This window comes from Alicyclobacillus hesperidum subsp. aegles (assembly GCF_027923525.1).
Classification (GTDB): domain Bacteria; phylum Bacillota; class Bacilli; order Alicyclobacillales; family Alicyclobacillaceae; genus Alicyclobacillus; species Alicyclobacillus aegles.
Window position 1 is genome coordinate 109,406 of the sequence record NZ_BSBJ01000005.1, and the last position, 23,294, is coordinate 132,699.

20 protein-coding genes and 7 tRNA genes are annotated in these 23,294 nt (G+C 56.3%); 26 read left to right on the forward strand and 1 reads right to left on the reverse strand.

The window, feature by feature from the left end; genetic code table 11:
- Window positions 1-16: 16 nt before the first annotated feature.
- From QMF38_RS03345 to QMF38_RS03400, 12 genes are all read left to right on the forward strand, one after another.
- On the forward strand, window positions 17-1,597 hold the full coding sequence (locus QMF38_RS03345; RefSeq protein WP_040290204.1) for a DEAD/DEAH box helicase: 1,581 nt from the start codon (window positions 17-19) through the stop codon (window positions 1,595-1,597).
- A 221-nt stretch (window positions 1,598-1,818) separates the two neighbouring features.
- Window positions 1,819-2,883, forward strand: coding sequence for a recombinase RecA (gene recA / locus QMF38_RS03350; RefSeq protein ID WP_058094926.1), 1,065 nt, complete (start codon window positions 1,819-1,821; stop codon window positions 2,881-2,883).
- Window positions 2,858-3,547, forward strand: a complete 690-nt coding sequence (locus QMF38_RS03355) for a regulatory protein RecX (protein ID WP_058094925.1) — start codon at window positions 2,858-2,860, stop codon at window positions 3,545-3,547. Before recA ends, QMF38_RS03355 begins: the two co-directional genes overlap by 26 nt.
- A gap of 115 nt (window positions 3,548-3,662) precedes the next feature.
- Window positions 3,663-5,210: a ribonuclease Y gene (rny, locus tag QMF38_RS03360; protein ID WP_006447698.1), complete on the forward strand. Its 1,548-nt coding sequence runs from the start codon at window positions 3,663-3,665 to the stop codon at window positions 5,208-5,210.
- Window positions 5,211-5,274: 64 nt separating this feature from the next.
- Complete coding sequence (locus QMF38_RS03365) at window positions 5,275-6,048, forward strand: TIGR00282 family metallophosphoesterase (protein ID WP_058094924.1); 774 nt, start codon at window positions 5,275-5,277, stop codon at window positions 6,046-6,048.
- Window positions 6,049-6,165: 117 nt separating this feature from the next.
- The gene (locus QMF38_RS03370) at window positions 6,166-6,426 is read left to right on the forward strand and encodes a stage V sporulation protein S (protein WP_040290200.1); all 261 of its coding nucleotides are present in this window, start codon (window positions 6,166-6,168) and stop codon (window positions 6,424-6,426) included.
- 33 nt (window positions 6,427-6,459) lie between these two features.
- The gene (locus QMF38_RS03375) at window positions 6,460-7,404 is read left to right on the forward strand and encodes a dipeptidase (protein ID WP_232302281.1); all 945 of its coding nucleotides are present in this window, start codon (window positions 6,460-6,462) and stop codon (window positions 7,402-7,404) included.
- A 311-nt stretch (window positions 7,405-7,715) separates the two neighbouring features.
- A complete protein-coding gene (cotE, locus tag QMF38_RS03380; RefSeq protein WP_040290198.1) occupies window positions 7,716-8,252 on the forward strand; it encodes an outer spore coat protein CotE in 537 nt (178 codons plus the stop codon).
- A gap of 71 nt (window positions 8,253-8,323) precedes the next feature.
- Window positions 8,324-9,469 carry a YheC/YheD family protein gene (locus QMF38_RS03385; RefSeq protein ID WP_058094922.1) on the forward strand — a complete coding sequence of 382 codons (1,146 nt, stop codon included), beginning with the start codon at window positions 8,324-8,326 and terminating at the stop codon, window positions 9,467-9,469.
- A gap of 3 nt (window positions 9,470-9,472) precedes the next feature.
- Window positions 9,473-10,840: a YheC/YheD family endospore coat-associated protein gene (locus QMF38_RS03390; RefSeq protein WP_232302280.1), complete on the forward strand. Its 1,368-nt coding sequence runs from the start codon at window positions 9,473-9,475 to the stop codon at window positions 10,838-10,840.
- A gap of 33 nt (window positions 10,841-10,873) precedes the next feature.
- The gene (locus QMF38_RS03395; RefSeq protein ID WP_058094921.1) at window positions 10,874-12,328 is read left to right on the forward strand and encodes a putative amidoligase domain-containing protein; all 1,455 of its coding nucleotides are present in this window, start codon (window positions 10,874-10,876) and stop codon (window positions 12,326-12,328) included.
- Window positions 12,329-12,372: 44 nt separating this feature from the next.
- Window positions 12,373-13,653: a YheC/YheD family endospore coat-associated protein gene (locus QMF38_RS03400; RefSeq protein ID WP_058094920.1), complete on the forward strand. Its 1,281-nt coding sequence runs from the start codon at window positions 12,373-12,375 to the stop codon at window positions 13,651-13,653.
- 12 nt (window positions 13,654-13,665) lie between these two features.
- Here QMF38_RS03400 and QMF38_RS03405 read toward each other — a convergent pair whose 3' ends face one another.
- Window positions 13,666-13,914 (reverse strand): hypothetical protein, encoded by a 249-nt coding sequence (locus QMF38_RS03405; protein WP_006447688.1) that lies wholly within the window; start codon window positions 13,912-13,914, stop codon window positions 13,666-13,668.
- 104 nt (window positions 13,915-14,018) lie between these two features.
- Between QMF38_RS03405 and miaB the strand changes: the two genes are divergently transcribed.
- From miaB to QMF38_RS03475, 14 genes are all read left to right on the forward strand, one after another.
- Complete coding sequence (gene miaB / locus QMF38_RS03410; protein WP_058094919.1) at window positions 14,019-15,512, forward strand: tRNA (N6-isopentenyl adenosine(37)-C2)-methylthiotransferase MiaB; 1,494 nt, start codon at window positions 14,019-14,021, stop codon at window positions 15,510-15,512.
- On the forward strand, window positions 15,509-15,958 hold the full coding sequence (locus tag QMF38_RS03415) for a YlbF family regulator (protein ID WP_083496129.1): 450 nt from the start codon (window positions 15,509-15,511) through the stop codon (window positions 15,956-15,958). Before miaB ends, QMF38_RS03415 begins: the two co-directional genes overlap by 4 nt.
- Before the next feature lie 38 nt (window positions 15,959-15,996).
- Window positions 15,997-18,627: a DNA mismatch repair protein MutS gene (gene mutS / locus QMF38_RS03420; protein ID WP_058094917.1), complete on the forward strand. Its 2,631-nt coding sequence runs from the start codon at window positions 15,997-15,999 to the stop codon at window positions 18,625-18,627.
- Window positions 18,609-20,474, forward strand: coding sequence for a DNA mismatch repair endonuclease MutL (gene mutL, locus QMF38_RS03425; RefSeq protein ID WP_281758673.1), 1,866 nt, complete (start codon window positions 18,609-18,611; stop codon window positions 20,472-20,474). Before mutS ends, mutL begins: the two co-directional genes overlap by 19 nt.
- On the forward strand, window positions 20,474-21,280 hold the full coding sequence (locus tag QMF38_RS03430) for a class I SAM-dependent methyltransferase (RefSeq protein ID WP_281758674.1): 807 nt from the start codon (window positions 20,474-20,476) through the stop codon (window positions 21,278-21,280). The genes mutL and QMF38_RS03430 overlap by 1 nt, the downstream gene beginning before the upstream one ends.
- Complete coding sequence (gene miaA / locus QMF38_RS03435; protein ID WP_281758675.1) at window positions 21,277-22,245, forward strand: tRNA (adenosine(37)-N6)-dimethylallyltransferase MiaA; 969 nt, start codon at window positions 21,277-21,279, stop codon at window positions 22,243-22,245. The genes QMF38_RS03430 and miaA overlap by 4 nt, the downstream gene beginning before the upstream one ends.
- A gap of 30 nt (window positions 22,246-22,275) precedes the next feature.
- Complete coding sequence (gene hfq, locus QMF38_RS03440) at window positions 22,276-22,536, forward strand: RNA chaperone Hfq (RefSeq protein WP_058094914.1); 261 nt, start codon at window positions 22,276-22,278, stop codon at window positions 22,534-22,536.
- Between the two features lie 90 nt (window positions 22,537-22,626).
- Window positions 22,627-22,702: transfer RNA gene (locus tag QMF38_RS03445), tRNA-Thr, on the forward strand.
- Between the two features lie 5 nt (window positions 22,703-22,707).
- A tRNA-Tyr gene (locus tag QMF38_RS03450) sits at window positions 22,708-22,792 on the forward strand.
- Window positions 22,793-22,799: 7 nt separating this feature from the next.
- Window positions 22,800-22,875, forward strand: a tRNA-Trp gene (locus QMF38_RS03455).
- Window positions 22,876-22,884: 9 nt separating this feature from the next.
- Window positions 22,885-22,960: transfer RNA gene (locus QMF38_RS03460), tRNA-Ala, on the forward strand.
- Between the two features lie 5 nt (window positions 22,961-22,965).
- Window positions 22,966-23,040: transfer RNA gene (locus QMF38_RS03465), tRNA-Asn, on the forward strand.
- Window positions 23,041-23,052: 12 nt separating this feature from the next.
- Window positions 23,053-23,128, forward strand: a tRNA-Thr gene (locus tag QMF38_RS03470).
- A gap of 4 nt (window positions 23,129-23,132) precedes the next feature.
- Window positions 23,133-23,205, forward strand: a tRNA-Val gene (locus QMF38_RS03475).
- Window positions 23,206-23,294: the final 89 nt, after the last annotated feature.

Consider the following 23,294-nt stretch of genomic DNA (forward strand, 5'->3'; position numbering starts at 1 on the left):
AAGAAAGGTTGAGAGCATGTCTTTGTTTGAAGAGTTCGGTTTACATCGCCGCGTGTTGCAGGCGATTCACGATATGGGGTTCGAAGCGCCGTCGCCGATTCAGGCGGCGTGCATCCCCATTGTGATGGAAGGTGTCGACGTGATCGGACAGGCCCAGACCGGTACAGGTAAGACCGCCGCGTTTGGTATTCCGCTCGTCGAAATGATGACTCCCGATCCGCATGTGCAAGCCATTGTGCTCACTCCGACGCGCGAGCTTGCCATTCAAGTGGCTGGCGAGATCCGAAAGATTGCTAAGTACAAGCGGGTGCGTTCGGTTCCGATTTACGGTGGGCAATCAATTGGTCACCAGATTCGGGCCCTTAAACAGGGTGTTCACATCGTGATTGGCACACCAGGCCGCGTATTGGATCACATTCGTCGCGGTACCTTGCAGCTTGGTCAAGTGCGCATGGTCGTGCTCGACGAAGCGGATGAGATGTTAGATATGGGCTTTATTGACGATATTGAAGCGATTTTGCGAGAGACTCCAGAGGAACGGCAAACCTTGCTGTTCTCCGCGACATTTCCGAGCGAAGTCAAGCGGCTATCCGGACGATATATGCGCGACCCGCGTCACGTGACGGTCAACCGTGGCGAAGTGACGGTTCCGCGGATCGACCAGATTTGTTACAAAGTGCTGGATCGCAATAAGCTGGAAAGCCTGTGCAGAATTGTCGACAGCGAAGAAATCCAGCTTGGCATCATTTTCTGCCGAACGAAGCGGGGTGTCGACGATCTGGTCGAGGCGTTGCTGGCACGCGGCTACATGGCAGACGGTTTACACGGCGATTTAAGCCAGGCTCAGCGCGATCGCGTCATGCGCAGATTCCGGCGCAATGAAATCGAGTTGCTCGTGGCGACCGACGTAGCGGCGCGCGGTCTTGACGTCGACGATGTCACACACGTCGTCAACTACGATATCCCACAGGATCCAGAGTCGTATGTGCACCGCATTGGTCGTACAGGACGTGCTGGCAAGCACGGTTTGGCAATCACCTTGGTCACACCGCGCGAGTATAAGCTTTTGAAACAGATCGAGCGCGAGACGAAGGTGACCATGGATGTGCGTGACGTTCCGTCACTGGAAGACGTCGCGGAACGCCAGGCGGAGATGTGGCGCAACCGCGTGCTGGACGTTCTGCGCGAAGGTGGCCTCGGTCAGTACCGGGCGATCCTCGGCGGTTTGGTGGACGAGCACGACCCCATCGACATTGCCTCTGCCCTGTTAAAGTTATTGACTTCGGGTGATGGAACACGTGCAGAAGGAGATGACTACGATTTTGGCGATACGGGCGCACGGCCGGGCATGGTTCGCTTCTTTGTCAACATTGGGCGCACCGCGCGCATGAGCCCGGCGGATTTTGTCCGTGCCATTTCGGAAGAGGCTGGGGTTCCCGGTGAAGCCGTTGGGCGGATCGATATGTTTGAGAAGTTTACGTTTATCGAAGTAGAGCAAGACAGTGCTCCCTTTGTTTACGAGGCATTGCGTCAGAGTCGTATCAATGGTACGCGCGTCAATTTGGAGCCGGCAAAGCCGCGGGCAAGTCGGCGTTGATAGCGGTGCATGGCGGCCGTCGAGCAGCCCTTATATGGGGCGGCTCGACGGCTTTTTGATGAAGCTGTCGCTACGTGCGTGGAGAAAATATTTTCACCAATGGCGAACAGGTGTTTGCATTTCTATCAGTCACTGATACAATAATGTCAAAGGAAAGGCGCGAGGGATCGCGAACTAGTTTGATATTCACCGCCGGTTACCGGCTTTGAGGATGGTGTGAGATGGGAGATAAACGGGCGGCTTTAGAAATGGCCCTCAAGCAGATCGAAAAGCAATTCGGTAAAGGATCCATCATGCGGCTGGGCGAGGCGTCTGCTTCGATGAATGTAGAGACGGTTCCAACAGGGTCCATCGCGCTCGATATCGCGCTTGGAGTCGGTGGTTTGCCACGGGGACGAATTATTGAAATTTATGGGCCAGAGTCGTCGGGTAAGACCACCGTAGCTCTGCATACGGTTGCCGAGGTTCAAAAACTCGGTGGACAAGCTGCGTTTATTGATGCTGAACACGCGCTTGATCCAGTCTATGCGCAGAAGCTCGGCGTGAATATCGATGAATTGCTCATCTCGCAACCAGATACGGGGGAGCAGGCGCTTGAAATTGCGGAAGCTCTCGTCCGCAGTGGTGCCGTTGATGTGATCGTCGTCGACTCTGTGGCAGCCTTGGTTCCAAAAAATGAATTAGAGGGCGACATGGGGGACTCGCACGTCGGCCTGCAGGCCCGTTTGATGTCCCAGGCTTTGCGCAAACTCGCGGGAGCCATCAGCAAGTCGAAGACCATCGCCATCTTCATTAACCAAATTCGCGAAAAGGTTGGCGTCATGTTTGGCAATCCAGAGACAACGACGGGTGGTCGAGCGTTGAAGTTCTACGCCTCGGTTCGTCTCGAAGTACGCCGTGCGGAAGCCATTAAGCAAGGGAACGACGTCGTTGGCTCCCGCACCCGCATCAAGGTCGTGAAAAACAAAGTGGCACCTCCGTTTCGCCAAGCTGATGTCGATATCATGTTCGGTGAGGGAATTTCCCGGGAAGGTAGTTTAATCGACATCGCGACAGAAATCGACATCATCCAAAAGAGTGGGGCCTGGTATTCGTATAACGAGGAAAGGCTCGGTCAGGGGCGCGAAAACGCGAAACTGTTCTTAAAGGATCATCCTGAGCTCGCTGCGCAGATCGAAATGGCCGTCCGTGAGTATTATCATGTAACGGGTGCTAAGCCTATCCAATCGCTCGAAGCAGATGCAGAGGATGTAGGCGAAGATGAATTTGAGTTCGATACACTCTAAAGAAAACACATTTGATAGCATTGTGGGTCGTGAACCAGCTGGCGGCAAGTCTGCCAGTCTGGTTCGCGTGCATTTTCAACAAGCCGCCTCACTCGTCATCGCTGTAACCGATTGGGTCGATCTCGGTCTAAAATTAGGTATGAATGTCGACAGCGTTCTTTATGCGGAATTGGGAATGCGGGCAACAGATGCCGAGGTCGAACAAAAGGCTTTGTCGTACTTGACCGGGCGCGTCAAAACCGCTCAGCAAGTCTATCACTATCTCATGCGCAAAGGATGTCCGGAAGATGCAGTTGAGCGCGTGATGAGAAGGCTTTACGACAGAGGGATTGTCGACGATGAAGCCTATGCTGCGATGTTCGTCGAGGCTGCAGCGGACAAAGTGGGCCAACGCCAGATTTGGATGCGTCTAAGGCAACGAGGAGTGCCTTCGGAGATTGCCCGTATGACAATTGTCAAGACCGTATCGGAAGAAGCACAACTGACAGCGGCCTCCCAATATGCGTTGAAATACTTGCGGCGTCGCGGTGTTATGAATGAGCAGAAGGACAGGTTGCGCTTAATTTCGTATCTACAACAAAAGGGGTTCACCGCGGAAATCGCCCGCAAGGCAGCAAGTGCTATGGAACATACTGATGACAGTCCGTCAACGCCCTTTTCTTGACACCGTTCTGGCAGAACACGTACAATGAAAGTGCGTATCATGTACGGCCTCTAGCTCGAACACGTCATTGTTGACGCGAACGGTTGATCGTCGACCGGAGCAGGGAGGCATAGCCTTGGGCGTTCCCGTTTGGCTGTTTGTAGTCGTCATAGTTGTTTGCTTAGCGATTGGACTTGCGATTGGTTATTTCGTTCGGCGGATGATGGCCGAGTCGAAAATCGGCACTGCTGAAGCGCGTGCATTGCAGATTATAGAATCGGCTCAACGCGATGTGGAAGCTCGCCGAAAAGAAGCGGTTTTGGAAGCAAAAGAAGAGACGCACCGCATCCGCCTGGAGGCGGAGAAGGAGCTTCGCGAACGGCGCAATGAGATTCAACGGATGGAGCGGCGCATCCTCCAAAAGGAAGAGTCGCTGGATCGAAAGTTGGAGTTGCAAGAGCAGAAAGCTGAAGAATTGCGTCGTGAGGAACAGTCTGTACAAGCGTTGCGTGAGGAAATTGAAGCGTTACGTCAGGAACAGGTCCGTGAGTTGGAACGCGTCTCTGGATTGACCAGGGAAAGTGCGCGACAACTGATTCTCGACCAGGTTGAACGCGAGACGCGGCACGATGCCGCTATGCTAGTCAAACAGATTGAGCAGGAAGCGAAGCGCGAAGCGGACAGGCGTGCTCGCGATATCGTCGCCAATGCAGTTCAGCGTTGTGCGGCGGATCACGCGTCCGAAATCACGGTGTCCGTCGTGACGTTGCCCAATGACGAAATGAAGGGTCGCATCATCGGACGGGAAGGTCGGAACATTCGTACACTTGAGACCTTAACGGGTATCGATTTAATTATCGACGATACGCCGGAAGCGGTCATCCTTTCCGGTTTCGATCCGATTCGCCGTGAAATTGCCAAAGTGGCTTTGGAGCGATTGGTTGCCGATGGTCGTATTCATCCTGCTCGTATTGAGGAAATGGTCGAACGAGCTCGGCGCGATGTTGACGAGTTGATTCGCGAGCAGGGCGAGCAGGCGACGTTTGATACGAATGTTCATGGTTTGCATCCGGATTTAGTGAAACTTCTGGGTCGGCTTCGTTTCCGCACCAGCTACGGCCAGAATGTGCTCAAACATTCTGTTGAAGTGGCGCATCTGGCCGGCATGATGGCCGCCGAGCTTGGGTTGGACGTAGCACTGGCTAGGCGCGGCGGTTTGTTGCACGACATTGGCAAGGCTGTGACTCATGAAGTGGAAGGTTCTCATGTCGAAATCGGTGTCGATTTGGCGCGCCGATATAAGGAGCACCCAATTGTCATCAACTGTATTGCGGCGCACCACGGCGATGTGGAGTTCTCGTCGCCTATCTCGGTGATCGTCGCGGCCGCGGACGCGATCTCGGCAGCTCGTCCGGGAGCGCGCCGCGAGACGCTGGAGATTTACATGAAGCGTCTGGAGAAACTTGAGCATATTGCGGAGTCGTTTGCCGGGGTGGAGAAGAGCTATGCCATCCAGGCAGGTCGTGAGATTCGTATCATCGTGAAACCAGAATTGGTCGACGATGCTGAGTCCGCCCTTGTGGCGAAAGAAATTTCGAAGAAGATCGAGAATGAGCTCGATTATCCTGGTCAGATTAAGGTGACTGTTATTCGAGAAACTAGAGCCGTTGAATACGCAAAATAGGGTAGCCGTCGGCTACTCTATTTTTTTACGGTACGAGAGTGGCAATCAGGGAAAGGAAAGTGCAATGAACATTTTATTTCTAGGGGATATTGTTGGTGAACCCGGGCGGCGCTGTGCACGTGAGATTTTGGACGAACTTCTCGTGGAGTTACGGCCCGATCTTGTCATCGCCAATGCGGAAAACGCGACACGGGGAAAGGGATTATCCCGAAAATCCGCAGAAGAGTTGTACGACGCCGGCATTGAAATTTTAACAATGGGCAATCACACTTGGGATCAGCGACAAATTTTTGAGTTTATCGACGATGATAGGCGGATTGTGCGCCCGCTCAACTATCCCGCGCGGACACCGGGAAGGGGATTTACCATCTGTCGCGTTCAACAGGTCGACGTGCTGATAGTGAACGTCATGGGACGCACATTTTTGAGCCAGTTGAATTGTCCGTTCGACGCATTGGATGAGGTTCTTGCCGCACATCCACAGATACGCCATGTCATTGTCGACGTCCACGCAGAGACGACATCTGAAAAGTTGGCTATTGGCTGGGCGTTTGCTGGGCGCGTGTCAGCCGTGATCGGAACGCATACGCATGTACCCACTGCTGACGCAAGGGTGCTCCCTGGCGGGACAGCGTATATCACGGACGTTGGGATGGTGGGCCCGCGCGATGGGATTCTCGGGATGCGAAGAGACCCCGTGATAGAGCGCATGCGTACGCATTTGCCCAGCCGTTTTGAAGTGGCAGACGGCCCGCGCCAATTTTGCGCCGTGTCCATCGAACTGGGCGACGATGGTCGAGCGAGGTCGATCACGCCGATTTACCGCGAGTTGGCATAAGGTGACTTCTTCGTCATTCCGCATGTCGGTTTGCACTGTCCGTTGGCATAAAGCGGGGAGTGCCGAATATCGTATAGTGTCCTACTGCCGACGGGGGATAGAGGAGGTCATTTCATCGTGGATGTATTAAAAGTCTCGGCAAAGTCCAATCCGAATTCCGTTGCGGGGGCTTTGGCAGGGGTGTTGCGCGAGCAAGGCGCGGCTGAAATCCAGGCTATCGGAGCGGGTGCATTGAATCAAGCGGTGAAAGCCGTCGCTATCGCACGCGGTTTTGTCGCGCCAAGCGGCGTCGATTTGATTTGTATACCGGCTTTTACAGACATCCAGATCGACGGTGAAGATCGCACGGCCATTCGGCTGCTGGTCGAGCCGCGATAGGAGAAGCCTGGCACCAGAGAGGGGACTTACGCGTTGAATCGAATACCTGTGGCCGACGCGCACGTCGACGTCTTGATGAAATTGCTCAATCCCGACATTCGATTCCACTGCGATCATCCAGAGCTTGCAGCCAATTATGCGTCTCTTCAACAAGGCGGCGTCGCGACTCAGGTGTTCGCGCTGTTTGTCGAGCCCAAATGGGACCCAGCTACGCAGTTGTACGCGGTGCTGCGCGAGATCGATGCCTTCTACGAGCAAATTGCGTCATTGGCTAGCATCCGGGCCATACGAACGCGCGAGGACTTGCGCATGGCCCGTCAGCAACAGCAGTTGGCGGCTTTACTGTCGCTCGAAGGGGCTGGATGCTTGCGCGGCAGTGTCGAAGTGCTGCGCATTCTTCATCACCTGGGCGTGCGAGGCGTCGGCCTGACCTGGAACGACGCAAATGAATTGGCTGACGGTTGCGGCGAACTCCGCGGTGGCGGCCTGACGCGTGCCGGTCGCGATGTGCTACGAGAGATGCAGCATCTGTCGATGTGGATCGATCTCGCCCATCTGCACGACGCCGGCGTGCGCGATGTCCTGCGCCTGACGGATGGACCGGTGATGGCCTCGCATGCGAACGCTCGCGCTGTGCATGCCCATCGTCGCAATTTAACGGACGATACCATCCGGGAAATCATCCGCCGTCAAGGGTGGATTGGATTGACCTTTGAGGCGCGTTTTGTCGCGGACGGCCAGGTGCGAATCGACGATGTATTTCGCCACCTGGATCATATCTTGGAGTTGGGCGGTCAGCACCACGTTGGGTTTGGCTCCGACTTCGATGGCACGTCAAACGACATTGTGGGCTTGACGGCGAGCCGGGATTATGCGCCGTTTGCACAGCGAGTGCTCGACAGATATGGACGCGAACTTGGTAGCGCCGTACTGTTTGGCAACTTTGAGGCGTTTTTACAGCGACAATTGCCGCCGTGAACGTTTCATGAAATGACGAATATTCCAGGCAAAGAAGCTGTTCCATGGTTGGAACGGCTTTTTGTCGTTCCTCAAGGCGATATGGGTGGGCTTTTTAGGCGATTGCCCAATTTACAATGCCAAGGCCCTGGCCATGCGCACCTCTTTGGGCAAGCGCATACGATGTGCTGTGGTTGCGGATGGGCGAAAGCACCTTCCATCGGAGAACGGCACGGCGTTCACCACAGCTTTCCGCCTCGCATACCGATAGACCATCAGCTCCGGGCGCAAACGACCGACGTCGCCCGGGGACGCACAGAGGAGGTTGCCGCATGGTGCTCTCAAGTAAGGACCTCAGCTACCGTGAAATCATGGCGAACGCGGTCTGTGGCCGGGGCAATAAATATGCGCAGACGACGTACACTGTACGTCCGACGCACCGGCCCAGCACAATTGGCGGTTGCTGGGTGATGAACCACGTGTACGAAGCCGAGTTGGTTGGCGATTATGTCGAAGTTCGTGGCCGCTTTGATATCAACGTATGGTACTCGTACAACAACAATTCAGACACCGCGATCGCGAAAGAGACCGTCACCTATGTCGAACAAATTGCTTTGCGTGATGTAGACGACGAATGTGTGCGTGACTCGCGGGAAGTTCGTGTACACGTCGTACAAAGCCCGAATTGCCTGGATGCGACCTTGACCGGCAACGGGTCGGAAGTGTTGGTTCGCGTCGAAAAGGAGTTAGGCGTTGAAATTATCGGCCAAACGAAGTTGTGCGTCATCACAGCCGACTTGGCCGAGAAAAAAGACGTGGATTTCTTTGAGGAAGAAAGCGTGCTGGAAGAAGTCGAAATCGAAGACTGAAGCCGTGCGTTTCGAAAACATGGGGCGACGTGTCGCCCCATTCTTCCGTCTAGGGCTTGGGGGTGAAGCGGATGGAGAGCAAGAAACGCATCGTCCTGGCATTATACGTGGATGGCCCCATTGCGAAAAATCGGTTGTTTGGCGAACAGACGAAGATGTTTGAGGAACTAACTACATATGGTGACGATTGCGGTGTCACGGTGATCGTCCTCACGCCGGGCGATTTCGCTTCACGCCGCGGCTTTCGCTACCAATCCGGACGCTGGGTGCGTGTGTCAGGTATCGACCCTGACATCGTACTGCGTAGATCGGGGGTATTTACGCACAAACCTGTTTCGGCTGCGCGCGAGTTAACGGAGTTGCGAAGGAGTGGGTTACTGCACACCCTACCGCGACAAAGTGGGAACAAGTGGAGTTTGTACAGTTGGCTGAGTCGCGATCCGCTTGTGCGTTGTCACCTGCCACGCACGACACTTTGCACGAGCGGTAAACAGCTGTACGCGGCGCTGCAGTCGCGCATGGACGTCTACGTGAAACCGCCAGGCGGCTCACGAGGAGTCTCCATCTATCACCTTGAGCGTCGGGGACGCGATGTGGTCGCTACATGGGAACGCCGCCTTGTTGACCGGACGCTGGATCAAGTCAGCTCGGAGTTTCGCCCAGAAACGGAGACCATCACGCGATGCTTGCGCAATGAGGCAGCCTGCTTGACCTTTTGGCAGGAAACTGGATTGCGTCGCGCCATCGTCCAAGATGCGGTGCAACTGCCGCGCAAGGATGGTGCGCCGTATGACTTTCGCTGGTTGGTTTGTGACAGCGAAGATCCGGTGATTGTGGCACGCGTCGGCAGGATGGGCAGGCGTGGTGCGGTGACCACCAACATTCACACAGGTGGGCAGGCGGTTTCTGCGAAGGATCTGGTCGAACTTGCCGTGGGGACCAAGCAGAGCGATGCGGTTCTCCGCACCATGGACGAGGTAGCCACTCGCATTGCGCAAAGGTTGGGCGCACGTCACGGCCCGTTCGCAGAGGTCGGGATCGATCTCGCCGTGACCGAACAGGCCGATGTTTTCGTGTTTGAAGTCAACCCTACGCCCGGTAGGCGCATGTTGCGTGTACTGGATGCAGATTTGCACCGTCTGTCACTCGAATCGCTCATTGAATATGTTATCAAAGCCGCACGGCGTCGCGGCCAAAGTGCGGGAAGGGAGTCGTGAGCGATGAATGGCAAACGAGCGCAGGTGCAAATTCAAACGTTTGACAGTTCGGAGGCCGTGATTCGGACACATCCTTCGTTTGGATGCCAGAGCACACAAATGGAATGCGCCTACGGCGGGCGTAAACTGACGGTGCGCTTGGTGCCAGATGCTCGTATCCCCGTCGACACCCTCGCGGTTAGCAAAACAGCCGCCCGAAGGCTTCGCTTAGCGGCCGACGGGTGGACGTTTTACGCCACCGTTTCGGACAGTCAAATTCGGCTTGGCCCGCTTATTGGGATTCTCGCCAGCCCGCGCTGGGACAAGGCAAAACAGACGCTACGGCCAAGCGGGCAACTCGAGGGGCTGCGTAGAATGGTCGAGATTGCCGAGGAGCAAGGAGCCCGCTGCTTCCTATTTCATCTCACTGACATAGACTTGTCAAAGGGAAATGTGACGGGTTATACGCTCGTTGATGGCAAGTGGGTGCGTCGGCCGTTCCCGCTCCCCGATGTCATTTACGATCAGCTGGTATCGCGCAAAATCGAACGCGATCCGAAGTTGCAAGAAAAGCGGGCCGCGCTTTCCAAAAAATATGGCAACAAGTTTTTCAACGACGGCTTCTTCGATAAATGGGAGGTGTACGAGTGGTTGCAGGACTCCGACGTTTCCAGCCACGTTCCGGAGACGATTCGGCATCGTACATGGCGTGAAGCCATCGCGTTTGTCAACCGCCACTCGATGACCTTTTTAAAACCGCTACATGGCAGTCTCGGACTTGGCATCGCCCGCTTTGTCAAGGCTCGCGACGGCAGCGTAACTTACGAGTTAAAGCAAAGTGCACGTTCGGTGGTGCGTGGCAAAGGGGCTTCCGCAGCGGAGGTCCTCGAGGCGTTTCGCACGCGTTTGCGTCGACGGCCGTATATTTGGCAACAGGGCCTTGCACTCGCTACTTATAAAGGCCGTCCTGTCGACATTCGCATTCTTATGCAGCGGGATGAGAGTGGCGAGTGGAAGCGCACCAAGATGTTTGCACGCGTGGCGAAGTCGGGCGATTTTACGTCGAACCTGACCACTGGCGGCGATGCGATGACGGTTGACGCGGCGTTTTCCGAATGCCTGCCGAGTGCGGCGGATCGCAGACGGGCAAAGGCGCAGATTCGACGTTTGGCAAAAGAGGTAGCCGCCGCAGTGGAGGCAGGCTCGGGTCGCACATTTGGCGAACTTGGCATCGACCTTGGCATTGATCAACAGGGGAAGGCCTGGATCATCGAAGTCAACTCGAAACCTCGAAAGGCGCCTCGGTCGGAGAAGGGAAGGCAGGACTTGGTCGATCTATCGTTTCGACGTCCCATTGGCTACGCGATCTATCTGGCGCAGCAATCGTCTTAAGGCGGTCGTTCGCGCAAAAGGGGGGAGTAGACCATGGCATACTACCTGCTCCACAACAACCAGCCCTCTGCCAAACGTTTGATTGCTCACGTGCCCGAGCTCACGCGCTACGTAGCGAGCAATCGCGTGACAGACCGGGATGTGCTCCTGCGCTGGGGAGCCGTCGACGAGAGCGATCCGGTGCAAGGAGCCGTGCTAAACAGCAAAGACGCCATTGCCCGAGTCGCGTCGCGAGCGCAGATGGCCAAGTTTTTGCGACGCGTTGGCGTGCGCGTTGCGGCCCGTACGAATCGCGAAGGGATGCCCGCCTCGTTTGGCCGGCAGTATCGGATCCCTTTGTTTGACTTCGAGCCGCTTGGCTGTTTCCGTTCAGACTCTGGCGTCAATTGGACGCAGACGCGCATTTCTCGCATTCATGCCTCTTTCGACGAAATTTCACTCGATGCGGACAATCAAACCAAGCGCGCGACATACTTAGCGACGCGCACGATGCATGCGCTTGGACTGGATTTCGGCCTTGTCAGTATCGGTGTTTCGGATAAAGGTTTGCTGCAAGTGCTGGACGTGAGTGCGACGCCTATCTTGGAAGGGCGTTTACTGGAATTGTACCGCGATGCCGTCACGCGGTTTGTCGAACGTGAAGAACAGGCGCGCCGCGGTGGCACGACAAACCTTGTGTTAGGTACAGACGTCGAGGTGATGTTACGCAATGCGCAAGGGAAAATGGTTCTGGCTAGCAACTATTTTCCGCGTCGCGGGCGGATTGGGTGTGACGACCGGAGCGTCAATTTCGATGGCAAGCGGTTGCCATTGATGGAGTTGCGTCCTGCACCTGATTCGCATCCGAACGGATTGATCTTGAATTTGCGAGCGACCATGCGCGAGGCGAGCGAGAAAATCAACCGCGCGAACGTGGAGTGGCGCGCTGGCAGCATGCCATTTCGTCCGTATTGCACAGGCGGCCACATCCATTTTTCCGGCGTGCCACTTTCGAGCCGCCTCGTGAAGGCGCTCGATCACTATGTTGGGTTGCCACTTATGGCGGTGGAAGATCGCACCAGAGCAGGATGGCGGCGTCCTAAATACGGATTTCTCGGCGACGTGCGGCGCAAGGATTACGGGGGATTTGAGTACAGAACGCCGGCCAGTTTTGTGTGTAGTCAAACGGCCACGGTGGCGGCCTACCACCTGGCGCATATGGTCGCCTTACATTACCGCGATCTGCCGTTGTTCGATCTCTATTCTCCGCAGACACAGGTGGCCTTCTACAATGGGCAATTGCCAACCTTGCGCCCGCTTATCCTGCGCAACATCGAGGCATTGCGGATGCACAGCGCCTACGCCCAGTATCGGGAATATGTAGAACCACTGTTCGCGATGGTCGAAGCAGGGCAGACGTGGGACGAAACGCGAGATGTCCGGCGCGAGTGGGATGTACCTTTGGTGCGTACGACACCGGCAAAACGCCGGCTGCGCAAGGCTCGTTGAGCAGGCTTAGGTAGACACCAGTGCAGGGAAATGAGGTTCAAGCCGTGAGTAAAGAGATGAATGCGGAACTGATTTGGTTTCGTCAACATGGCGCCGTTACGCCGGCTGTCTACGTGGGCAACAGGCGTCCGCCATTCAAAGGTGCGTGGCCGGCGTCTGCCAAGTTCGCGCATGTCGACGGCAGATGGCCCATCCTGCAATCACTGCCAGAAGGCATCGTCTATCGAGCGCCAACGAGGCTTGCGACGAGTGGTCGAGACGTTCATATCGTCGGCGAAGTGTACGCGATTTTGGCCGGCGAGGGGAAAGACGGCTTTGCCGGGGCGCGCCTCAATTTTCGCGATGTGATTGAGGCAGGGCGCAAGGCGGGAGTCTTCGTATACGTCGTCCCGACCACAGGCGTCCGTTTGCATGCCCAGTGGCAAGGCTATGTCCGGTTGGGCTATCAAAGGTGGATTGCTTTGCCTGTGCCGCGCCCACAGGCAGTGTACAATCGCATTCCCACCCGCGCGTTGGAGGGGCGAGCAAGTACTGTTCGGGCTCGGCAGACGCTCGCGGAATTGGCAATCCCAATGTACAATCCGTCGTATTTTCACAAGTCGCACATCTATGACATGATCCGACGTCATGGCTTGGATGGCAATCTTCCCGACACGCGTGGCCGGCTGACCCGAGACGCGCTTGTGGCGATGTGCAGGCGCCATCAGGCGGTATATCTAAAACCTGCCGGTGGCAGCGTGGGTCATGGGATGATGCGCATTGATACAATGCCTCACGGATATACCGTTGCTGTGTTGAAAGATGGGCGGACATCTCATTTTACCGCGGCGGGAGACGACGAACTCTGGCGGCTCGTCCAGCGTGAGAAGGTGCGAGGCCAATATGTCCTGCAGGAAGCGATCCGGTTGCTCGAAGTCGACGAAAAACCCTGTGACTTTCGCGTACTACTCCAAAAGAGCGCAGTCACTTGGCGCGTCGTTGGCTACGGCGTGCGCGTAAGTGGCAAAGGACGGATCACGACGCACGTGCCTAACGGGGGTTCGATTGCCAACGCCAAAACTGTGCTCAGGCAGGCGTTTGGCGCCGATGCCCCGCAGGTCGAGGCAGAATTGGAGGCATTTGTCCTGCGGGCCGCACAGGCAATCGACACCGAGTATGGTGGCCGGCTCGGCGAGATGTCGATGGATATCGGTATCGATCCAACAGGTAAGCCGTGGTTTTTTGAGGCGAATGCAAAACCCATGAAGTTTGACGAACCACAGATTCGATCCGCTTCGTTGACAGGCGTGATCGACCGGTTGCGTTACCTGGCCGGCCACAATTGAAACAACGCCCGCTCACACGAGCGGCCAGGGCAGCGCAAAGCGGCGCTTGCCTTTCGTGATGGAGCGCAGTTGGTGAAACGGTATATAATGCCACTTGCTGTCATACACCAGGATGGCTTGATGAGCGCGGATGATTTTGTCGATATCCGGAAAATCGCTCGCGTATGATAACTTGTCTGGCGCGACGATGGCACCGTCAAACCGCTCTTCCTGATACGACGTATACACTTCGAACGTTGGGATATTCAGCTTGTCCGACATTGCAATTCCTCCAAATACCGTGTGAGACGCTTTACTGCTTATGGTATCATGTAGGGATAGATGTGCAATGACAACCGAATATACTTCGGACGGAGTGTTGAACGGTGGAAAATTTGATTAAATTGGCACGCGAAGGGCGCCTGGAGCAGGGGCTGGGTCTCACGTTTGGGCAGACACACAGGCCAAATCAGGCGCAGCGCGTGTCGTATGACATAGAGGAACTTACAAAGAAGTATCGTGTGGGCAGCAAAGCCGACGGTTCGCCGTACCGCTTTCAGATCTTGACCTATGGCTGCCAGATGAACGAGCACGATACGGAGGTCATGGCCGGGCTTTTAACGGCTATGGGTTATGAGGCGGCGTCATCTGAGGCGGACGCCGACTTTATCTTGTTTAATACCTGTGCTGTGCGCGAAAACGCGGAGGACAAGGTGTTCGGCGAAATTGGCCGCCTCCGCCCTTTGAAAAACCGCAACCCTGAGTTGCTGTTTGGCCTCTGTGGCTGTATGGCACAGGAGGCGGGCGTGCAGAAGATGGTCCGCGAAAAGTTCCCTTGGGTCGATCTCGTCTTTGGAACGCATAACATCCATCGCTTGCCTGCTCTTTTGCATGCCGCGAAGGCGTCGACAGAGACAGTGATGGAGGTCTGGGACAAGGCGCCGGAAACGGTCGAAGACTGGCCGAAGTTGCGCAAGGATAGCATTCGCGCCTGGGTAAATATCCAGTATGGTTGCAACAAGTTCTGCACGTATTGCATCGTTCCTTATACTCGCGGTGTCGAACGCAGCCGTTTGCCAGAGGACATCGTCGCAGAAGTTGAGCAATTGGTTGCTGAAGGATTTCGCGAAATCACACTGCTTGGCCAAAATGTCAATGACTATGGCGTCGATCTTGGTACCGTCAACTTTGCGCAACTGTTGCGCCGGGTCAACGAAATTCCGGGCATTGACCGCATACGGTTCACCACCTCGAATCCATGGAATTTTACGGACGAATTGATTGAGGCGATTGCGGAATCGGAGCACGTTGCGGAGCACATTCATCTGCCTGTGCAGTCAGGCAATAACGAAATTCTCCGCCGCATGAATCGGTCACACACGCGCGAGTACTATCTCAAGCTCGTGGACAAAATTCGTGCCAAAATTCCGAACGTGTCGTTAACGACCGACATCATCGTCGGCTTTCCTGGGGAAACCGAAGCGCATTTCCAAGACACATTGGCTTTGGTGCGCGAGGTCGAATTCGACAATGCGTTTACGTTCATCTATTCGCCGCGCGAGAATACACCGGCTGCCAACTTCCCGGACAGTGCCACAGAGGCTGAGAAGAAAGATCGGTTGCGGCGTTTAAACGAGGTACAGTACGAAATCAGCTTGCGCCACAATCAGGCGCTGCAAGGCAAAATCGTCGACGTGTTGGTCGAAGGCGAGAGCCGCACCAACCGCGACGTGTTGTCGGGGCGCACGCGCGGCAACCGTTTGGTGCTGTTTCCTGGGGACTTGTCGTTGCGCGGTCAACATGTGCAGGTGGAAATCACGGAGCCACAGACGTTTTTGCTCAAGGGTAGGTTGGTGCAAGCAAAAGAGGTGGTATCGTGAGCGTGGTGGAAAAGGACACGAACCGCGTGCTGCTGCTTGCTAAGGCGGATGCCATTGCAGCCGCCATTGCCGGTTCGGAGGAAGCCCAGTCGTTCTGGCAAGCCCGCGCAAAGATGGAGCGCCATGTCGAGGCGCAGAAGCTGTTCGACGAGCTGAAGCGCAAAACGAATGCCCTTTTGACCCTGAAGGATCGACTAGGCGAGGAACACGAGAAGTATCAGAGGATGAAGGCAGAGACGGACGCGTTGTGGGACAGGCTGGCAGACATTCCGGTCGCCCTTCAATACAAGGCGGCACAGGACGAACTCAATGGCTTGCTTCAGGAGATCACGCTAATCATGTTGGCGCGTTTGCGGGAGCAACTTCCGGTTGAGCGCGGGCCGCGCCAGTGTGGATCCGGCGGGTGTTCCAGCGGGGGTTGTGGCGGATCGTGTGGTGGGCACTGATGTTGGCAGGCGCTGAATTGTCCACGGGGGGAAGCTAGATGAGCCTGACGCCGATGATGCGTCAATATCAGGAGATCAAGGCAACGCTCGAGGACACGTTGCTGATGTTTCGACTTGGCGACTTTTATGAACTGTTTTTTGAAGACGCCGTTGTCGCGAGCCGGGCGCTTGATATCACGCTCACGGGACGCGACGCGGGGGAAGCCGGGCGAATTCCGATGTGCGGAGTTCCGTATCACGCGTTGGAGTCATATTTGGAGCGCCTCATTGACCAAGGTTTTCGCGTGGCCATCTGCGAGCAGGTTGAGGATCCAAAGACGGCCAAAGGCCTCGTACAGCGGGAGATTGTTCGCATCGTCACGCCTGGAACGGCGTTGGCCAATGAACAGGCAAACCGCTTCCTCGCGTCCTTTGTTGCGGCGGGAGACAAAGTAGGGCTTTGTTTTGTCGATGTGGGCACCGGCGAGGTGCTCTTTGGCGAAGGTGGCTGCGGGGAGTGCGTCGAGCAGTTGCGCCGCCTTGCGCCCATTGAACTGCTTATGGCACAGGACGCAGAAATGCCTGAGCCGCTCGCACGTTATGTTTCGGAAGAACAGGTCGTGCTCACGCGGCGCCAGGAAGGGGCCAAGGGGTACCTTGAAAAACAATACCTCGTCGGGCAGCCGGAGGTCTTGGGCATAGACACAACCTCCCCGGCACGTGCCGCCTGTGATATGGCATTAGCCTACATTGAAGAGACGCAGAAGACACAGCTTGCACACCTGCAGGCGCCACGGCCTTTGTTCGAACCGGATCACATGCTGTTGACGCAGGCGGCCATTCTTCATCTCGAGTTGACAGCCACCGCGCGCGATCGCGCCCGCAAAGGCTCGCTGCTCGATTTGCTTGATGAGACGGCTACTGCGGCTGGCAGCCGCATGTTAAAGGCGTGGTTAGAGCGCCCGCTTTGTAAGCGGGCGGACATCGAAGCCCGTCACGACGCGGTCGATTATTTCTATCAAGACTTCATTCTGCGCGAGGAAGTGCGCGAGGCGTTGCGCGGTATCCACGATATGGCGCGGCTATTGGCGCGCTTTTCGTTCGGCAGTGCAAATGCGCGCGATTTGCTCGCGCTTGCGCAGTCGCTGAGAGCCGCCCGTCAAGTCGTGGACATCGTTCGGACAACGGCAGCGCCAAGCCTTCTGGTGCGAATTGTCGACGCCTTACCGGATTTGGCTCCCCTTTATGAGGACGCGTTTATCCAACTGGTTGACGATCCACCTGCGACGATACGGGATGGCGGCATGTTTCGCGACGGTGTTCACGCTGAACTCGACAGATTGCGCTCTCTGCAGTCGTCCGGTCGTGCTTGGCTACGCGAGCTTGAACAGACAGAGCGCGAACGCACGGGCATTAAATCGTTGAAGGTCGGCTATAACAAAGTGTTCGGCTATTACATCGAGGTGTCGAAGGCGAATTTGGCCAGTGTGCCAGCCGAGTACGAGCGCAGACAGACGCTGGCCGCCGCAGAGCGATTCGTGTTGCCGGCACTGAAAGAGCGCGAAGCGGAAATCGTCTCGGCGCAAGAGCGAGCGGTTGCGTATGAAGAAGGGCTGTTTCGGTCGTTCTGTGATCGCGTTCTGGCTGCAAGCGCGGGGATTCAACAGTGGGCGGAGGCCATCGCGCAGATTGACGTTTTGGCGACTTTCGCGCATGTCGCAAATAAGCGCCGCTACGTGCGACCTGAGATGGTCGACGACGTCGGCATCGAGATCGAAGCGGGGCGACATCCTGTCGTCGAAGCTCATGTCGGCGCGGATTTCGTGCCAAACGACACGTTGCTTACGCCTGATGAACATATCATCTTGCTCACGGGACCGAATATGGGCGGTAAGAGCACCTATATGCGACAAACGGCCGTCATTTGCGCGATCGCGCAAATGGGTGGCTTTGTACCCGCGACGCGAGCCCGCATCGGCATCGTTGACAAGCTGTTCACGCGCATCGGGGCGTCGGACGATCTCGGTCGTGGACAAAGCACATTTATGGTGGAAATGACGGAGTTGGCTGAAATTTTGCGCCTTGCCACAGGGCGAAGTCTGGTTCTCCTCGATGAAATCGGCCGCGGTACGTCGACTTACGATGGCCTCTCAATCGCTGAGGCCGTGCTCGAGGATTTGGCAACGCGATCGGATCGCCCACTGACGATGTTTGCTACGCATTACCACGAGTTAACCGCATTTTCGGAGCCGTTTGCCTGTGTTCGTAATCAGTCGTTGGCGGTCGAGGAGACCGGTAGTGGCATCCGTTTCTTGCACACGGTGATGATGCGTCCGTCCGATCGCAGCTATGGCATTCAGGTGGCTCGTCTTGCCGGTTTGCCAAAGCATGTCATCGACAGGGCACAAGAGTTGTTGCTCGCGCGCGAGCATGCACAAGTCGATGTCCCCCATAGCGTGCGAGAAACTGCTGCAACGGCTGCAATAGATCCGCCTGCAGCCCAACATGAGGATCGCCTTTCGGGTGGCGACATTTCCGATCTCGCCTTGTTTGCAGGTCCGTACCGCGCGTTTGTCGAGTGGCTTGCAGGACAAGATGTGATGCGTATGACCCCGCTCGATGCGATGAATGAGTTCTACCGGGCGATTGAGAAAGCGAGGGAGCTCGTTTCGTGGGACACATCCAACTGATGTCCGCTGCGCTCGCCAACCAAATTGCGGCTGGCGAGGTCGTGGTGCGCCCTGCTTCGTGTGTCAAGGAATTGATTGAAAACAGTCTCGATGCTGGGGCGCGAGCGATTCAGGTGCATCTGCGGGAAGGCGGGATTGCGGAGATCGTCGTGATCGACGACGGTCAAGGCATGGACGAGCAGGACGCTGCTTTGGCGTTTCGCAGGCATGCGACGAGCAAAGTCTATGAGCCGCGCGATCTCGTCCGTATCCGCACGCTTGGATTTCGCGGGGAGGCGCTGGCGTCCATTGCGGCCGTGGCACGCGTCCGCTTGACGACGCGCGCAGTTGGAGCCGAAACGGCTGTGCGCGTAGCCGTCGACGGGGGTGAGATGGGACCGCTGGAAAAGGTCGGTGCACCTGTGGGTACGCGCATTGAAGTACGCGATTTGTTTTATAACACGCCGGCCAGGTTGAAGTACTTGCGCACCGTGCAGACGGAACAGGCGAGATCCGTGGAAGTCGTGCAGCAGGCGGCTTTGTCGCGAGCCGATGTTGCGTTTTCCTGCCAAACAGAGCATCATATTTTGTTTCAGACGCCTGGCAATGGGGATGTGCGGGCGGTGCTTGCCGCGTTGTACGGCGTCGGCGAGGCCAAGCAGATGCTCGATGTGCATGCGGCGTCAAACGATTATCGCGTTTACGGGGTGATTGGACGCCCGACGCAAGCCCGCTCCTCCCGAGGTTACGCGCATCTTTTTGTCAACGGTCGTCCCATCCGCCACCCGGGCATTCATCAGGCAGTCGTTCAAGGCTATCAAAATCGTCTCATGGTGGGCAAACATCCGATGTATGCGCTATACATCGAGATGGATCCGAGCCTGGTCGACGTCAACGTTCACCCGCACAAGGCAGAGGTCCGCTTTAGTGAGGAGCCGGACGTGACGCGGTTGGTCAGCCAGGCTGTGGCTACAGCACTTGACGGCACCTTGCTTGCCGCGACGGTTCGCACTCGGCAACCGCAGGTGACATCTGTTCAGCCACTGGCGTTAGACTGGCGGGGTGCAAGGGATGCGCAGGCGGCACCGGCAAGGTCGTCCCAGACGCCTGTACAGAGTGAAAAGGCGGTTCGCGAAGGCTTGACGGAAGTGTATCGTCCGAATGAGTCTGCGTCGAAATCTGGATTCCCAGGCCAAGCGAAGGACCAAGTCGGAGATCCACTTGCGCATGAGGAACCTGGTGCGGATGTAACAAATCCGCATGAGACGATTCGCGACGAGCGGCCGACAGAATGGTCTTTACGCCCCATTGGGCAGGCACTAGGAATGTACATACTCGCAGACGACGGGGAATCGCTGTATATCATCGATCAGCACGCGGCTCACGAGCGCGTGCTATACGAAGATTTTTTGCAGAAATTGCGCGATCGTGGAGTCTTTGCGATGCCTTTGTTGGCGCCTCTCGAATTGACCTTACCACCGGTCGCGTTCGAGCGGGCTATGGAGGTACAACAAGAACTTGCCAACATGGGATTGACATACGAGCCGTTTGGCGCGCAGCAGGTTGTCGTTCGGGCTGTTCCAGACATATGGCAGGGACTCGATGTGCAACGTTTGGCTGTCGAGGTATTTGACGACCTAAAGGCGCTGCAGGGAGACGGTGTGATCGAACAGATGCGCCTATCTGTCGCGACGCGCGCGTGTAAAGCGGCGATCAAGGCCAACTGGACGCTATCGCAGCCAGAAATGGAGGCGCTCTGCAGGTCCTTGGTCAAATGCCAAGATCCGTTTCATTGCCCGCATGGGCGCCCCATTTTTGTGCGAATGACCAACGGGGAATTGGAACGTGCATTTCGGAGGATTGTCTGATGGCGGTCTCGGATGCGGAGTTGATAGCGCAGGCGGTTGTGACCACGCCTCGCGACCCGGTTCTTTGGCAGGTCGCCAGAGCTACAGAGCTTGCCCGGATATTTCGGCTTCCTTATGTGAAGCGCGGGGATAGCAGCCTGGACCAGCTGCTAGAACGGTTTTCGGCCGTAGTCGCGGTTGCGGATCCGGTGCGCATCCACATGCGGGGCTCGTCGCATGCGCTGTTTTTTCACCCGAGTATGGCAGCTCAGCGGCTGGATCGACGCCGTCGCCGCGGTGAACCAGACCGGCTGTTACGCGTGGCAGGCGTACAGCCGGGCGACGTGATCGTCGATGGCACGTTGGGACTCGCCAGCGATGCCATCGTCTTCGCCGATGCTGTTGGAATGAACGGCCACGTCGTGGGCATCGAGCAATCGGCACTGGTGGCAAGACTCATGCAGGCCGTACAGCACTGTGGATGCAAGGCGTACCCCGAGGCGGCCGATTTGTTGCGGCGGATCGAGGTGCTGGAGTGTGACCATCTCACTTGGCTGCGGGAGCAGCCTGACGACAGTGTCGACGTGGTGTACTTCGATCCCATGTTTCGACAGCCGACTGCGGATTCCCCGTCGATCGCGCCGCTTCGCCAGGCGGCTTCGCCACAGCCATTGCGCGATGAGGTCATCAGCGAGGCGCGTCGCGTCGCTCGGCGTGCGGTGGTGGTCAAGGAACGGCCGCAGTCCGGGGTATTTGAACAGTTTGGGCTGACGCCGGATCGACCTCGTGGGCAGTTCGCGTACGGCGTGTGGAGGAAGTACATATGAAGCTCATTTCCATCGTTTGTATTGTAGGGCCAACGGCAATTGGCAAGAGTGATCTCGCGGTTGCGGTGGCTAAGCGGTATGGTGGGGAGGTGGTTTCGGCCGACTCCATGCAGGTGTACCGCGGTATGGATATCGGCACGGCCAAGCTGACAAAGGCGGAGATGGACGGTGTTGTGCACCACCTCATTGACATCGTGGATCCGGCGGACAAGTACACAGCAGCGCGCTGGAAACATGCGGCCGATGCGGTTATCTTAGACATTGCAGGGCGCGGTCACCTGCCTGTCGTCTGTGGCGGAACAGGCCTTTATATTCGTGCTCTTACAGACGATCTCGATTTTGTCGACGCGCCAGAGACGGACGAAATCCGCGCATATTGGCAACAATACTTGGTCGAACACGGCCCAAGGGCTCTTTATGAGGTACTGCAGCAACGTGATCCAGCGCGCGCCGAGCAGTTACACCCAAACGACGTCAAACGCGTCATTCGTGCTCTCGAGGTGGCAGATGCTGCTGATGCCCCCATGTCTGCAAACTATGACTGGTCTGTCCGTGGCGGTCGTTATCGCACATTGCTCATCGGCCTCACCATGGAGCGGGACGCATTATACCGACGCGTCGATCAGCGCGTGTTGCACATGTGGCAAGCCGGGCTTCCAAACGAGGTACGGCGCCTTTTGGCATCAGGCCTTTCGCCGAGTGCCACCTCGCTACAGGCTATTGGCTACAAAGAAGTGGTTGCCATGCTGGCCGGCGAAGTTGGCGAACTTGAGACGATTGCGACCATCCAACGCAATACCAGGCGCTTTGTTAAGCGGCAGTTGTCATGGTTCCGCCGCGATCCGCGGGTGGTTTGGTTCGAGAAGACGGAATCTGGCGACTTTGCATCAGGTGAAGAGACGCGATTATGGACCACGATTGACGACTTTTTGAAGGAGAATTCACAATCTCCCCCGAATACATAATAGACCTGCAGAATGGAGTGTGAACGAACGATGTCCAAAACCCCATTGAATATTCAAGATACATTTTTGAACCAGGTGCGCAAAGATCGCATTCCTGTGATTGTGTATCTCGTAAACGGCTTTCAAATCCGCGGTATCGTCCGGGCGTTTGACAATTTTACGATTGTTGTCGAGGCGGACGGCAAGCAACAGATGATCTACAAGCATGCTATCTCCACGTTCATTCCCATGCGCCAAGTGACTTTGACGCAAGCCGAACCGGCTGCCGATGGGGATGCGGGGAACGCCTGAGGTCCATGAGCCGTGAAAGTGAATTCTTTGTCGATGAGGTGGTTGACAAAGGAGGCCTTTCTGTGCTAACTTAATACCTGTCGCCACGGTGCCAGCGTAGCTCAGTAGGTAGAGCAACTGACTTGTAATCAGTAGGTCGCGGGTTCGATTCCTGTCGCTGGCTCCAGTTTTGGAGGGATACCAAAGTGGCCAAATGGGGCGGACTGTAAATCCGTTGCGGAATGCTTCGAAGGTTCGAATCCTTCTCCCTCCACCAAGTCTATAGGGGCGTAGTTCAGTTGGTAGAACGGCGGTCTCCAAAACCGCATGTCGTGGGTTCGAATCCTGCCGCCCCTGCCAATTCCATTTGGGGGTATAGCTCAGCTGGGAGAGCACCTGCCTTGCAAGCAGGGGGTCGTCGGTTCGAATCCGTCTACCTCCACCAAATGTTCCTCGATAGCTCAGCGGTAGAGCATCCGGCTGTTAACCGGAGGGTCGTAGGTTCGAATCCTACTCGGGGAGCCATTTTTATGTGTTGCTCCCATAGCTCAGTTGGCAGAGCGCATCCATGGTAAGGATGAGGTCACCAGTTCAAGCCTGGTTGGGAGCTCCAGTGCGGGCGTTTAGCTCAGTTGGGAGAGCATCTGCCTTACAAGCAGAGGGTCGGCGGTTCGAGCCCGTCAACGCCCATCATACAGAAATGTTGAAATCCCTTGTTCAAGAAGGGGTTTTTTTTATTGTAAGCTAGTATTGTGACATTGCAGAATCCTCTAGGGACA